16 protein-coding genes are annotated in these 13,442 nt (G+C 68.8%); 9 read left to right on the top strand and 7 right to left on the bottom strand.

From position 1 onward, the window contains the following. Positions 1–96: 96 nt before the first annotated feature. The 3 genes from AWC02_RS03785 to AWC02_RS03795 all read left to right on the top strand — a co-directional run bounded on the left by AWC02_RS03785 (position 97) and on the right by AWC02_RS03795 (position 2,686). Complete coding sequence (locus AWC02_RS03785; protein ID WP_085127339.1) at positions 97–1,422, top strand: DUF349 domain-containing protein; 1,326 nt, start codon at positions 97–99, stop codon at positions 1,420–1,422. Positions 1,423–1,515: 93 nt separating this feature from the next. Further along, positions 1,516–1,974: an SRPBCC family protein gene (locus tag AWC02_RS03790; protein ID WP_085127454.1), complete on the top strand. Its 459-nt coding sequence runs from the start codon at positions 1,516–1,518 to the stop codon at positions 1,972–1,974. 64 nt (positions 1,975–2,038) lie between these two features. Next, entirely contained in the window at positions 2,039–2,686 is a 648-nt protein-coding gene (locus AWC02_RS03795) for a phosphodiesterase (RefSeq protein ID WP_237160308.1), read from the top strand. Here the strand turns inward: AWC02_RS03795 and AWC02_RS03800 are convergent. Continuing rightward, the gene (locus AWC02_RS03800) at positions 2,643–3,248 is read right to left on the bottom strand and encodes an Rv2732c family membrane protein (RefSeq protein WP_085127341.1); all 606 of its coding nucleotides are present in this window, start codon (positions 3,246–3,248) and stop codon (positions 2,643–2,645) included. The two genes, AWC02_RS03795 and AWC02_RS03800, sit on opposite strands and share 44 nt — an antisense overlap. After that, positions 3,245–4,684 (bottom strand): tRNA (N6-isopentenyl adenosine(37)-C2)-methylthiotransferase MiaB, encoded by a 1,440-nt coding sequence (gene miaB / locus AWC02_RS03805; RefSeq protein WP_237160312.1) that lies wholly within the window; start codon positions 4,682–4,684, stop codon positions 3,245–3,247. The genes AWC02_RS03800 and miaB overlap by 4 nt, the downstream gene beginning before the upstream one ends. Positions 4,685–4,840: 156 nt before the next feature. Between miaB and AWC02_RS03810 the strand changes: the two genes are divergently transcribed. The 5 genes from AWC02_RS03810 to AWC02_RS03830 all read left to right on the top strand — a co-directional run bounded on the left by AWC02_RS03810 (position 4,841) and on the right by AWC02_RS03830 (position 8,230). After that, a complete protein-coding gene (locus AWC02_RS03810; RefSeq protein WP_085127456.1) occupies positions 4,841–5,569 on the top strand; it encodes an amino acid ABC transporter ATP-binding protein in 729 nt (242 codons plus the stop codon). Continuing rightward, on the top strand, positions 5,569–6,387 hold the full coding sequence (locus AWC02_RS03815) for a glutamate ABC transporter substrate-binding protein (protein ID WP_419179197.1): 819 nt from the start codon (positions 5,569–5,571) through the stop codon (positions 6,385–6,387). Before AWC02_RS03810 ends, AWC02_RS03815 begins: the two co-directional genes overlap by 1 nt. Further along, positions 6,384–7,061 carry an amino acid ABC transporter permease gene (locus AWC02_RS03820; RefSeq protein ID WP_085127345.1) on the top strand — a complete coding sequence of 226 codons (678 nt, stop codon included), beginning with the start codon at positions 6,384–6,386 and terminating at the stop codon, positions 7,059–7,061. Before AWC02_RS03815 ends, AWC02_RS03820 begins: the two co-directional genes overlap by 4 nt. Next, positions 7,058–7,942, top strand: a complete 885-nt coding sequence (locus AWC02_RS03825) for an amino acid ABC transporter permease (RefSeq protein ID WP_085127347.1) — start codon at positions 7,058–7,060, stop codon at positions 7,940–7,942. Before AWC02_RS03820 ends, AWC02_RS03825 begins: the two co-directional genes overlap by 4 nt. 63 nt (positions 7,943–8,005) lie before the next feature. Further along, entirely contained in the window at positions 8,006–8,230 is a 225-nt protein-coding gene (locus tag AWC02_RS03830) for an Rv1893 family protein (protein WP_085127349.1), read from the top strand. 9 nt (positions 8,231–8,239) lie between these two features. On the opposite strand, the gene recX is transcribed toward AWC02_RS03830, so the two are convergent. The 3 genes from recX to AWC02_RS03845 all read right to left on the bottom strand — a co-directional run bounded on the left by recX (position 8,240) and on the right by AWC02_RS03845 (position 11,320). Continuing rightward, positions 8,240–8,788, bottom strand: coding sequence for a recombination regulator RecX (recX, locus tag AWC02_RS03835; RefSeq protein ID WP_085127351.1), 549 nt, complete (start codon positions 8,786–8,788; stop codon positions 8,240–8,242). After that, the gene (recA, locus tag AWC02_RS03840) at positions 8,745–9,797 is read right to left on the bottom strand and encodes a recombinase RecA (protein WP_207567989.1); all 1,053 of its coding nucleotides are present in this window, start codon (positions 9,795–9,797) and stop codon (positions 8,745–8,747) included. Before recA ends, recX begins: the two co-directional genes overlap by 44 nt. 296 nt (positions 9,798–10,093) lie before the next feature. Continuing rightward, positions 10,094–11,320, bottom strand: coding sequence for an oxygenase MpaB family protein (locus AWC02_RS03845; protein WP_085127354.1), 1,227 nt, complete (start codon positions 11,318–11,320; stop codon positions 10,094–10,096). A gap of 69 nt (positions 11,321–11,389) precedes the next feature. Between AWC02_RS03845 and AWC02_RS03850 the strand changes: the two genes are divergently transcribed. After that, positions 11,390–12,040 carry a TetR/AcrR family transcriptional regulator gene (locus AWC02_RS03850; protein ID WP_085127356.1) on the top strand — a complete coding sequence of 217 codons (651 nt, stop codon included), beginning with the start codon at positions 11,390–11,392 and terminating at the stop codon, positions 12,038–12,040. Here AWC02_RS03850 and AWC02_RS03855 read toward each other — a convergent pair. Beyond that, the gene (locus AWC02_RS03855) at positions 12,031–12,225 is read right to left on the bottom strand and encodes a DUF3046 domain-containing protein (RefSeq protein ID WP_085127358.1); all 195 of its coding nucleotides are present in this window, start codon (positions 12,223–12,225) and stop codon (positions 12,031–12,033) included. The two genes, AWC02_RS03850 and AWC02_RS03855, sit on opposite strands and share 10 nt — an antisense overlap. A gap of 10 nt (positions 12,226–12,235) precedes the next feature. Next, positions 12,236–13,408, bottom strand: a complete 1,173-nt coding sequence (locus AWC02_RS03860; protein WP_085127464.1) for a glycosyltransferase — start codon at positions 13,406–13,408, stop codon at positions 12,236–12,238. Positions 13,409–13,442: the final 34 nt, after the last annotated feature.

Raw genomic sequence — 13,442 nt, forward strand, 5'->3', positions numbered from 1 at the left:
CTTGAATACTCTTGAATACTTTCCAGGCATATCGAAGGCGCCGCGTCGCGCGGCAGATGCGCGGGCTATCCCGCGAAGGGTTAGGTGACGACAGCGATGACCACTGACAGCGGTTCGCCCGCCCCCCGCCCGGGTCCGCGTCCGGGGCCGCGCCCCGGCCCGAAGCCGGGCGCCCGGCCGGCCCCGGCCGTCGTGGGGCCGCCTACCTGCGATCCACACCGATTCGGCCGCGTCGATGACGACGGCACGGTATGGCTGATCACGGCGGCCGGCGAGCGCCAGATCGGCTCGTGGCAGGCCGGTGACCGCGAGGCGGCGTTCGCCCACTTCGGCCGCCGCTACGACGATCTGAGCACCGAGGTGACCCTGCTCGAGGAGCGGTTGTCCTCCGGCAGCGGCGACGCCCGCAAGATCAAGGCGTCCGCGGCGGCGTTGGCCGAGCAGTTGCCCACCGCCAGCATCCTCGGCGACGTGGAGGCCCTGGCGACTCGGATCTCGGTGGTGTGCGACCATGCCGACTCCCTCGCCGCCGCAGCCCGTGCGCAGCGCGACGAGCAGCGCGCAGCGGCAACGGCACGCAAGGAAGCCCTGGCCGTCGAGGCCGAGGAGCTGGCCGCGACGTCGACGCAGTGGAAAGCTGCCGGCGACCGGCTGCGCGCCATTCTCGACGAATGGCGCACGATCACCGGACTGGACCGCAAGGTCGATGATGCGCTGTGGAAGCGCTACGCCGCCGCACGCGACAGCTTCAACCGGCGGCGCGGGTCGCATTTCGCCGAGCTGGACCGCGGCCGGGCAGGCGCCCGGGAGGAGAAGGAACGGCTGTGTAAGCGGGCCGAGGAACTGGCCGCGTCCACCGACTGGGCGGCCACCAGCGCCACCTTCCGCCAGCTGCTGGCCACCTGGAAATCAGCGGAGCGGGCCTCGAAGGACGTCGATGAGGCGCTGTGGCAGCGCTTCAAGGCCGCCCAGGACACCTTCTTCGCCGCCCGCAACGCCGCGAACGCCGAGCGTGATGCCGAGCTGGAGGCAAACGCCGCGGCAAAAGAGGCCCTACTGGCCGAGGCGGAGCACATCGACCCCGCCAACCAGAACGCCGCGCGCGCCGCGCTGCGCTCGATCGTCAACAAGTGGGATGCCCTCGGCAAGGTACCCCGGGAGCGCTCCGCGGAGCTCGAGCGACGGCTGCGGGCGGTGGAGAAGAAGGTGCGGGATGCCGGCGCGGCAGCCGAGGCCGCCGTGGTGGACCCCGAAGCCGAAGCCCGGGCGGCTCAGTTCCGCACCCGCGCCGAACAGTTCGAGCGGCAAGCACTCAAGGCCCAGGCCGCGGGCCGGGACAAGGAGGCCGCCGAGGCCAGCGCCAACGCCGAGCAGTGGCGGCAATGGGCCCAGGCCGCCGAGCAGGCGCTCAACCGACGCTGATCCACCAGCTCTCGACCAGCCGATGTTTGGGCATCGGCGACGTTGGGCTACCACCTCCAGACGAGACGGCACAACCACTCACTGGAGGTGAGCATGGCCAGCAACATCACCGCGGCCCTCGACGTCAAGCGGCCGATTCAGACGGTGTACAACCAATGGACCCAGTTCGAGTCGTTCCCTCAGTTCATGGAGGGCGTCGAGCAGGTGCAGCAACGCGACCCCACGCACCTGCACTGGAAGATCAAGGTGGGACCGGTCTCGCGTGAGTTCGACGCGACCATCACCGAGCAACACCCCGAAGAGCGCATCGCCTGGCGATCCGACTCCGGACCGGCCCACGGCGGTGTGGTCACCTTTCACAAGATCGATGACAACACCACGCGGGTGACCACCCAGATGGACATCGACCCCGACGGTGTCCTGGAGAACGTCGCCGACAAGCTGCACATCCTGGACCACCGAGTGCACGGCGATCTCAAGCGCTTCAAGGAATTCATCGAAAGCCAGGGCAGCGAGACCGGCGCGTGGCGCGGAGACGTACCGCGCCAATGATCGGCGGGGAACTGTTTCGCCGGGGGCAGCGCTGCGGCAAAGCCGGTTTTTTCACCCCGACGGTGTGCTGGCGACCGGCGTTCTCGAACGGGATGCACCTACCGGTGCGGGCCTGCCCGTCCCGTCGGCCACGGTCGTGGCGCGCATCTCCAAGGCCACCGGCACACCGGGCGCGCTACCCGACGCCGTCGGGCTGGCCCTGCGGATTCCCGCCTCAGCGCCCGATCAGGGCTGCTGGGACATCCTGCTGGCCTCGGCGGGATCGGGGATCGTGGGCCGCGCGTTGGGGATACGGCCCGCACTGCGGTGGTCGGGTCTGACGATGACCTCACTGCAGCCGCTGAGCTACCGCGAGCAGACGTGGTGGTTGCGGGCCCGGCTGAACACGCCGATCGACGGCCTGGGCTTGTCGCTGCGCAGCATCCGCCGGCAACTCGACGGCGGCGAGATCCGCTTCGAACTCGAGCAGGCCCGCGGGACGGCCGGATTCCATCCGCTCGCGCACCTGGTACTCACCGGCCTCGAGGGGACCGGCGATGCGGGGCATGACGTGTCGTTCGACCCGACCGTCAACACCGCTCCGGGGGTGGAACTGCGTCCCCGTTGGCTCACCCGGTTGCGCGCCGACGCCTATCGCGCGAGCCGGGAAGGCCGGGCCGCAACGGCTCCTACTCCCCCGCCGCCGGCGGTGGCTGGTCCTCGGGACCGTTGAGGCCGTCCAGCAGGTTCTTGGAGTGCAGTTCGGCGGTGCTGCGCCGGCGCTCGGCCTCTGCGGCGAGCTGCAGCGCGGTGCGGGTCCACACCACGCGCGCCCAGTGAAACGTCAGCACGAACAGCGTGATCCAGGCCAGGATCAGCCCGATGCCCGGGCCGGGGTCGCCCGGCACCGCGGTCTGGCGGGACCACACGGCCAGCAGTCCCGCCGCGGTGGCCACCGCCGACCCCGACAGGGCCACCCAGGCCACCGTCCAGCGTCGCGTCACCAGGGCCAGCAGAGAGAATCCCACGCCGAACACCAGGGCCAGCCACATGAACAGCTTCGACGGCAGCGTCACGAGGGCTCCGTCGGCGCTGTTGCCGGGGAACAGCACGTCCCAGCCGCGCACCGATCCGGTGTGCGGCAACAGGAACGAGCCCAGCAGGACGAAGACGCAGATCGCCACCACCAGGCCTCTGCCGCCCGGATCGATCTCGCCGGCCACGCGGCGCTCGGCGGCCTCGATGTCGGCGCGGTAGGCCTCGAAGTCTCGGTGGTTGTCGCCGCTGCCGCTCATCGCGCCACCCCCGGCATCTTGGGCATACCGAGTCCGACACCGGGTGCCGGTTCGGCGTGCAGGTCTCCGGCCCGGGTACGCCGATGACTCAGCAGGGCGCCGTCGGCCAACAGGTGGTGCGGCGCCGCGCCGGTGACCGTCGTGGTCACCACGTCACCGGGACGCACCTGCGCGGTCCCGGGCGCGAAGTGCACCAGCCGGCCGTCGCGGGCCCGGCCGCTCATGCGTGCGGTCGCGGCATCCTTGCGTCCCTCACCGGCTGCCACCAGCAACTCGACGGTGCGACCGATCTGGGCCTGGTTCTCCTCCAACGAGATCTGCTCCTGTAGTTCGATCAGCCGGTCATAGCGCTGCTGGACAACCTCTTTGGGCAATTGATCGGGAAGTTCGGCAGCAGGTGTCCCGGGGCGCTTGGAGTACTGAAAGGTGAATGCGGCCGCAAATCGGGCCGCCGCCACCACCTCAAGGGTCTCGGCGAAATCCTGCTCCGTCTCACCGGGGAATCCCACGATCAGGTCCGTGGTGATGGCCGCGTCGGGAATGGCGGCCCGGACCCGCTCCAGGATGCCCAGGTAACGCTCGGCCCGGTAGGAGCGGCGCATGGCCCGCAGCACGCGGTCGGAACCGGACTGCAGCGGCATGTGCAGTGTGGGACAGACGTTCGGGGTCTGCGCCATCGCTTCGATGACATCGTCGGTGAACTCAGCCGGATGCGGTGAGGTGAAGCGCACCCGCTCCAGCCCGTCGACGTCCCCGCAGGACCGCAGCAGCGACGCGAATGCGCCGCGGTCGCGCGGCAGGTCGGGGTCGGCGAACGAGACGCCGTAGGCGTTGACGTTCTGGCCCAGCAAGGTCACTTCGAGGACGCCCTCGGCGGCCAGCGCCCGCACCTCGGCAAGGATGTCGTCCGGGCTGCGGTCCACTTCGCGGCCCCGCAACGAGGGCACGATGCAGAAGGTGCAGCTGTTGTTACAGCCGACGGAGATCGACACCCAGGCCGAGTAGGCCGAGTCCCGCGCGGTGGGCAGCGACGACGGGAACTCCCGGAGCGATTCCACGATCTCGACCTGGGCGCTGCGGTTGTGCCGGGCGCGCTCCAGCAGCGCCGGTAACGACCCCAGATTGTGGGTGCCGAAGACGACGTCCACCCACGGCGCGCGGTTCAGCACGCTGTCCTTGTCTTTCTGGGCCAGGCAGCCGCCCACCGCGATCTGCATGTCGGGGTTGCTGCGCTTGTTGGGCGCCAGGTGACTCAGGTTTCCGTAGAGCTTGTTGTCGGCGTTCTCGCGCACCGCGCAGGTGTTGAACACCACCAGGTCGGCGTCCGCGCCGTCGGAGGCGCGGCGATAACCGGCCTGTTCCAGCATTCCGGCGATCCGTTCGGAGTCGTGAACGTTCATCTGACAGCCGTAGGTGCGCACCTCGTAGGTGCGCATCTGTTCGGAAATCACCGGCGAACTCACCCGGTCTATGGTACGGCGGCGCGCGGCACCCGAGTCGATGGGACTGACCCGACCGATAGCGGCGTCCCGGCCGGGACTTCCTGGGTAGGGTCAGATGCCATGATCAGCAGCGGAGGGGATCCGGTGCCGATGATCGCCATCCGTGAGGTCAACAAGTACTTTGGCGATCTGCATGTGCTCAAAGACATCAGTCTCGAGGTTGCCCGGGGCGAGGTGGTGGCGATCCTCGGTCCATCGGGGTCGGGCAAGTCCACCCTGTGTCGCACCATCAACCGGCTCGAAGTCGTCGACTCCGGCACCATAGCTCTCGACGGCGAGCCGCTGCCGGCCGAAGGTGCGGCCCTGGCCCGGTTGCGCGCCCAGGTCGGCATGGTGTTCCAGTCGTTCAACCTGTTTCCGCACAAGACGATCCTCGCCAACGTCACACTGGCTCCGATGAAGGTGCACAAGCTGCCCCGGGCGCAGGCGCACAGCCAGGCGATGGCACTGCTGGAGCGGGTCGGGGTGGCCGATCAGGCCGACAAGCACCCGGCCCAGCTGTCCGGCGGGCAGCAGCAGCGGGTGGCGATCGCGCGCGCCCTGGCGATGAATCCCAAGGTGATGCTGTTCGATGAGCCGACCAGCGCCCTGGACCCGGAGATGATCAGCGAAGTGCTCGACGTGATGACCACCCTGGCCGACGACGGGATGACCATGGTGGTGGTCACCCACGAGATGGGTTTCGCTCGCCGTGCCGCGGACCGGGTGGTGTTCATGGCCGACGGCGCCATTGTCGAGGTCGCCGCCCCCGCAGAGTTCTTCGGCTCGCCGCAGACCGACCGGGCCCGGGACTTTCTGGCCAAGGTCCTCGACCATTGATGCTCACCGGGCGTTTGCGCAGGTTGGCGCGGGTCGCTGCGGTACTGGTGTGGGCGGCCGTCCTGACTGCGCTCACCGGGGCATGTACCGCCCACGACAGCGACAAGATCACCATCGGGGTCAAGTTCGACCAGCCCGGGTTGAGCGTCAAGAGACCCGACGGGACGCTGGACGGGTTCGATGTCGCCGTGGCCCGCTACGTCGCGGCCCGGCTGGGCTACCCGCCCGACCGCATCGCCTGGATCGAGGCTCCGTCCAGCCAGCGCGAGATGCTGCTGCGCAACGGCCAGGTCGACTTCCTGGTGGCCACGTATTCGATCACCGATTCTCGCCTGCAGAAGGTCGACTTCGCCGGCCCCTATCTGCTGGCCGGGCAGTCGCTGCTGGTTCGCGCCGATAACACCGACATCACAGGTACGGCCTCGCTGCAGCGGCACAAGAAGCTGTGTTCGGTGTCCGGTTCGACACCGGCGCAACGGATCAAGGACCGCTACCCCGGTGTGCAGTTGCAGCGTTACGACACCTACTCGGCATGTGTGGAGGCCCTGCGTAACGGCGCGATCGACGCGGTGACCACCGACGACGTGATCCTGGCCGGTTATGCCGCCCAGAGTCCCGGCGACTTCAAGCTGGTCGGCGAACGCTTCTCCCAGGAGCTTTACGGGATCGGTGTGCGTAAGGGCAACGACACGCTGCGGCAGCGGATCAACGACGCCCTCGAAGAAATGGAACGTGACGGTTCGTGGCGGGCGGCGTTCGAGGACAACTTCGGCCCGGCCGGGTTTGCCGTCCCCGATCCGCCGCCGATCAGGCGATGATGTTCGGCGAATATCGGGGCCAGATCCTGCAATCCTTCACCGTCACGGTGGAGTTGGCGGTGCTGTCCGGTGCGCTTGCGCTGACCTTGGGCACCGGGTTGGCGGCGATGCGCCTGGCTCCGGTGCCGGTGCTGCGCCTGCTCGGCGGCGGCTACGTCCATCTGGTGCGCAACACCCCGCTCACCCTGCTGTTGTTGTTGTGCTCGTTCGGGCTGTCCCAGACGCTGGGGGTGACGCTGACCGACCCGCAGTCGCCGACCTCGGTCGACGACAGCAACTTTCGCCTCGCGGTCCTCGGGCTCGGTGTCTACACCGCGTCTTTCGTCTGCGAAGCGGTGCGCGCCGGTGTCAACACGGTGGGTATCGGGCAGGCCGAGGCGGCTCGCTCGCTGGGGCTCAGTTTCACCCAGAATCTCCGGATCATCCTGCTACCTCAAGCCTTTCGCGCCGTCATAGTCCCGTTGGGCTCGGTTTTCATCGCGCTGACGAAGAACACCACGCTGGCCTCGGCGATCGGCGTCGCCGAGGCGGCGTTGCTGATGAAGACGATGACCGAGAACACCGCGGCGCTGCTGGGCGTGGGCGCGGTGTTCGCCACCGGGTTTCTGGTGCTGACTCTGCCGCTCGGACTGTTGTTCGGTTACCTCGACCGGCGCTTGGCGGTGTCGCGATGAGGTCCGTGCCGCAGGCGACCGTGCTGTTCGACACCCCCGGCCCGCGGGCCCGGGCCCGCCACCACGCCTTGTCGGTGGCCACGGTGCTGGTCGCCGGCCTGCTGAGCTGGATGGTGTACTCGCGGCTGAGCGCCAAAGGCCAGCTGACGGCGGAGAAATGGGCGCCGTTTCTGACCGCGGACCTGTGGCGGACCTACGTGTTGCCGGGGGTGGCGGGCACCCTCACCGCGGCAGCCTGGTCGATCGGGCTCGCACTGATTCTGGGCGTCGCGCTGGGGGTCGGCCGGCTGTCGCAGATCACGCCGGTGCGCTGGTGTTGCGCGGTGGTCGTGGAGTTCTTCCGGGCAATTCCGGTGCTGATCATGATGATCTTCGCCTATTTCGTCTACGGCCTGCTCAACGTGTTTCCACCGCAACAGATCGCATTGGCCGGGGTCGTCACCGGCCTGACCCTCTACAACGGCGCAGTCATCGCTGAGATCGTGCGGGCCGGGGTCAACGCCCTGCCCGGTGGACAAGCCGAGGCCGCCGCCGCGTTGGGCCTGGGCTGGATCCGGTCGATGCGGCTGGTCCTGCTGCCGCAGGCCGTCACCGCCATGCTTCCGGTACTGGTGTCGCAACTGGTGGTGGTGCTCAAAGACACCGCTATCGGCTACCAGATCACGTTTGTGGAGATGGTGCGCCAGGGCACCGTCGTCGGCTCCCAGTACAGCAACTACCTTCCCGCGCTCCTGGTGATCGCCGCACTGATGATCACCGGAAACATGGTGTTGTCAGCCGGCGCCATCGGCTTGGAACGCCGCCTGCGCCGGGCCCGCCAGTCCCCCTTGGAGGCCACCACCATCGAGCCGGAAGGCACCCCGGGCACCCGCGTCGTTTAGGCACTGCGCACCCGGTGCCCGGCGTCTAGAGTCGGAATCGACAGCTAGCGACAGGAGACTCCGATGGCCATCACTCCCAAGGACGCAATCAGCGCCGCACGGGACATCGCCGCTCACACCATGGAGAAGGCCTCCGACATCGTCGTGGACGCCGGCGACATCATTCGGGGGGACATCTCCGGGGGCGTCAGTGCGATCGTCCAGGACTCGATGGCGATCGCCACGCATGCTGTGGAGCGAACCCGGGAGGTCTTCACCGGCACAGACGACGCCGAGGAAGGCGTCTAGCGCACGTCGTCAGACTCGGCGGCGCTCTCGTTCGCCGGCCAATGCGCCGCTGACCACGTCGTAGGCCATCGCCGGGCTGTAGCCGCGCCGGGCCAGCATCGCCACGAGCCGGCGCGTGATCTTGACATCGTCGTCGCCGAGGGCTTCCCGGCGAAGCTTGGCTGCCACCAGTTGCTCGGCGCGCTCGCGCTCGGCCCCGGCGTCGATGCCCGACAACGCTGTGGCGATCACGTCCTCATCGATGCCCTTGGTGCGCAACTCGGCTTCCAGCGCCTTGCGGCCCTTGCCCGCCCGCTCGCGCCGCGAGCGCACCCACTGTTCGGCGAAATCGGCATCATCGATCAACCCGGCGGTGGTCAACCGGTTGAGCACTCGGGTGCTGACCTCCTCGGAGTAGCCGCGTTTTGCCAGCTGCTCGGTGAGTTCGGCACGAGTCCGCGCCCGGGCGGTGAGCAGGCGAAGGCACAGCGCCTTCGCCTGCTCTTCGCGTTTGGGCTCTGCCGCCTCGACCAGCTCAGAAGTCGACAGGGGCAGGCAGGACTTCATCGGCCAGCTCATCGGTCAGCACGGCTCCGATGCCGAGCTTCTCCTTGATCTTCTTCTCGATCTCATTGGCCACGTCAACGTTGGTCAGCAGGTAGTTGCGGGCGTTCTCCTTGCCCTGCCCCAGCTGCTCGCCGTCATAGGTGAACCACGAGCCGGATTTGCGGATGAAGCCCTGATCCACGCCCATGTCGATCAGTGAACCCTCACGGCTGATGCCCCGGCCGTACAAGATGTCGAACTCGGCCTGCTTGAACGGCGGCGACACCTTGTTCTTGACCACCTTGACCCGGGTGCGGTTGCCGACCGCTTCAGTGCCGTCCTTGAGGGTCTCGATCCGCCGAACGTCGAGGCGCACCGATGCGTAGAACTTCAAAGCCTTTCCACCCGTGGTGGTTTCAGGACTGCCGAACATCACCCCGATCTTCTCCCGCAGCTGGTTGATGAAGATGGCGGTGGTACCCGAGTTGTTCAGTGCGCCGGTCATCTTCCGCAGCGCCTGGCTCATCAGCCGGGCCTGCAGGCCGACGTGACTGTCCCCCATCTCGCCTTCGATCTCCGCGCGCGGCACCAGGGCGGCCACCGAGTCGATGACCAGGATGTCCAGCGCCCCGGAGCGGATCAGCGTGTCGGCGATCTCCAGCGCCTGTTCCCCGGTGTCGGGCTGGGACACCAGCAACGAGTCGGTGTCCACGCCGAGCTTCTTGGCGTATTCGGGGTCCAGTGCATGCTCGGCGTCGATGAACGCCGCGATCCCTCCGGCGGCCTGGGCGTTGGCCACCGCGTGCAGCGCCACGGTCGTCTTACCGGAGGACTCCGGGCCGTAGATCTCGACGACCCGGCCCCGGGGCAGGCCGCCGATGCCCAGCGCCACGTCCAAGGCGATGGAACCGGTCGGGATGACCGAGATCGGCTGACGCACCTCGTCACCGAGGCGCATCACCGAGCCTTTGCCGAAATTCTTGTCGATCTGGGCCATCGCCAGTTCGAGTGCTTTTTCGCGATCGGGCGCTTGCGCCATGATGCCTCTCCTGTGGTTCGGTAGTTCGGTTGACCGTTCTCGGTCGGTTGGCCGTGACGCTAGCGACGGGGTCTGACAAACCCGTCAGGCCGAACGAACTGCCTCCACAGTAGGCGAACGAATGTTCGAATCAAGTAGGCGCGCGGCGTGTCGCCGCAGCGCCCGGCTCCGCCGCGCTCGCGATCGCCGCTAGCCCACTGGCGCCGACCCGCAGCGCCCGGCTCCGCCGCGCTCGCGATCGCCGCTAGCCCAATGGCGCCGACCCGCAGCGCCCGGCTCCGCCGCGCTCGCGATCGCCGCTAGGCCACCTGCATGACGTGCGCAGAGGCTCCGATGGTGGTGTCGCCGGTGCCCATCAGGGTGCGCATGAACGCCTCCTGCTCGCGCCGCCCGCGGCGCGCCGCGCGATCCAGTCCACCGGGCAGCGTCAGCGCCGCAACGCTGCGGGCCAGGTTCACCGGCATCCGCACCAGCGGGTACCACGGCAGCACCGAAGTCGGCAGACCGAGTTTTCGCATCGTGCCCGATCCCAGGAAGCTACTGGTCAACGAGAGATGCTGGGCGCGTGCGATGCGACGCCGCAGGCCGGCCATGGCGCCGAAATGCCATCCCAGCGGATCGTCGGCCATCGGTGCCGCCAGCTGCTTGGTGGTCTCGTCGGGCGCGGAGAGTGCACCGAGGGTCTGGTAGAGAACGCGGATGCCGTCCCGGAAGCTGCGGGGCAACCAGTCGTCGCGGACTCCCATCAGCCAGCCGACATAGCGGGTCAGGTGCGCGATGTCGTCCAGTTCGGCCGGCGGCATCACGAGTCCCAGGGCCAGCCCCCCGGCCGGCGGCGCGATCAGCGCGCCCACCAACGTGGCGGCCATGTCGGTTTGGTTGACCGGCAGGCCCCATTCGTCGGCGCGCCAGTCCGGCAGTGCCGCCACATGCCGGCGCACGTACTCGTGGATCAGCCGGACCCGGATGGTGGCCTGGTAACCGACGCCGAGCGGCTCCAGTCCGCCTTCCGCACTGACGTCCAGCGCCCACTGCAGGGTCTCGGCGAAGCGCTTGTTCGAGCCCTTCTCCAGCACACCGGTACGCAGCAGCGTCTTGTTGAACGAGGAGAACTGGTAGCCCCCCAGAAACGACACGTCCCGGGCGATGTAGGTGCCGTCGGCACCGCCCCGGCGCAGCGCACGCTGGCCGCGCCGCACCCGGGCCATGTCGACCCAGTCCGGTATCGGCTCGAACTCACCGAAGAACTCCCGCAGCGGCTCAGGTGCATCCGGCACGCTGGCGAGGCCACGGGTCAGGATCTGTTCGAAGATCGGCCGCGTCTCGGCGGCCCCGGTGCTCGACATCCACTCGACCAACCGCTGCATCGGCTCGTCTCCGGCGGTCAGGTCCGCACCGATCTTCTGCCACCGCTCGGCACTGGGCCGGCCTACCGCCAATACCCGGGCCAGCGCCGCGATGCCCGCCGGTACGCGGCCGGGCCCGGACGGGTGGCGGGCGGGGATGGTCTGCGCGGGCGCGTTCATCGGGCGGCCTCCCAACTATTTGGATAACATCCGTATTCCGAATTTACGGGCGCTAGTAGGGTGATGTCAATGAAACGCCCTGAGGTGGTGCGTGACTACGGCGGGATCAGCGCGGTGGACCGCCGCGCCGAGCGCCGCGGAAAATTGCTGGCCGCCGGGCGCCAGATCTGGGGCGAGTCGGGCATCGGCGAGGTCACGGTCCGTGGGGTCTGCACCGCCGCCGGACTCACCCCGCGTTACTTCTACGAGCAGTTTCCCAATCGCGAAGCGCTGTTCTTCGCAGTCTCCGACGATGTCCGCGACCAGCTGCTCGAAGCGATGGTGACCGCCGGCGTCGGCGACCCCGGAACGCTGTCGGACAAACTCCGCTCGGCGCTGACCGCCTTCCTCGACCTCATCGCCGCCGACCCCTACATCCACCGCATCGCCACCAGCGACCTGTCGGCGATTCCGGGCCTCAACGAGCACCGCGCGGGCATCCTCGACATGATCACCGACACCATCGTCGAATACGCCCCAGCCGTTCTCGACGGCCAGAAGCTGGCCCCCGAAGAGTTACGGCGCGGCGCACTGTTCATCGTCGGCGGCGTCAATCAGATCATCGAAACCTGGCTCGACAACCCGGTCGAAACTCCGGCCGAACTGGCCGCGATCTGCTCAGACCTGTCGGTCGCCCTGGTGCGCAGCATCGTGGCGCACAGCGACTCGTCTCACCACTGATCGCGCGGCACGTCGAAGTCCGCGCACAGCGCCCACCACACCTCGCGCGGCTCCACACCGTCCTCGATGGCCTGCGCCGCGGTGCGTCCGCCCACCGCGGCCAGCACGTGATCTTCCATCACCGTGTTGCCGTAGGCGGCACCGAAACGCATCGCGACCCGCTCGCGAAATTCGGTCAGACGCACAGCCCCCAACCTACCCAGTGCTCGCCAGTGCTTCGTGGCACACCCGTACCGGGTCGGCGACTTCGCCGGCGGTGCGCGCCGCTCGCCGCGCTGCCTCACGATGGTCCGGCGACGCCAGCACGGCGCCCACCGCCTCGGCCAACGCCGGCCCGGTCAGCGGCCGGATCAGGCGTCCGCTGCCCTGGCGCACCACACGGTTGGCGATCTCCCACTGATCGCCACCACCGGGCACCACCACCAGGGGCACACCGTGCAACAGCGTCTTGGCCACCATCCCGTGCCCGCCACCGCACACCACCACGTCGGCGTGCTGCAACAGCTGATCCTGACGCCCCAGACCGGCGACGGCCCACGGCGGCAGCGTCAGGGGCGGACCGCTCAGGCGCGATACCGCCAATCGGGCTCCCTCAGGCAGGGTGGCACCCGGCACCAGATGCTCCACCGCCAGCTCGGCCAGCCCGGCGGTGCCGGTCGCTGCCGTCGACGGGGCCACCACCACCAGCGGTCCGGTTCCCGCCGGTACGTCCAGCACCTGCTCGGTCGGTTCGAAGTGCAGGGGGCCGACCACAGCGGCCTCGGCGGGCCAGTCGGGCCGGTCGACCTCGAGCGCGGGCAGCGTGGCGATCAGGCGCCGCAGCGGCCCCGGATCGTGGCCCGGCAGCCCGATAGCGACCCGGGCGTCGGCACGCTGGCGCAGCCCACTGCGGACCGACCGTGCCGTCAGCGACCGCATCACCGCATCCCGCAGCCGGCCGCGCACCCCCGTGCCCGGAGCCAGCCCGCTGCCGATCGGCGGCAGGCCCTTCGACGGCAGGTACAGCGGGTGCGGGCTCAGTTCCACCCACCCGATGCCCAGCAGCTCGGCCGCCATTCCGCCACAGGCCGTGATGACGTCGGAGACCACCAGGTCGGGCTGCAGGGCCCGCAGCTGATCTCGGTTCTGCACCGCCATCCGGGCCGCACGGTGGTGCAGTTTGGCCCCGTCGTCGGCGTCGTCATCAGCAGCGGTGGGATCGAGCCCGAGTAGTTCAGTGGCGTCCACCCCGGCGGCACGCGCGGTGTCGAGCCACTTGACCCCGGTCAGCAGCGTCGGTGCGTCGCCGGCGGCCACGAAGCGTTTGCACAGGGCGATCGCGGGGATCGCGTGACCGGGATCGGGGCCTGCTACCACTACCACTCGCATCGGCCTACCGTGCCACAGCCCCACGGGCCTAGGG

It is taken from the genome of Mycolicibacter engbaekii (genome assembly GCF_002101585.1).
GTDB classification, from domain to species: domain Bacteria; phylum Actinomycetota; class Actinomycetes; order Mycobacteriales; family Mycobacteriaceae; genus Mycobacterium; species Mycobacterium engbaekii.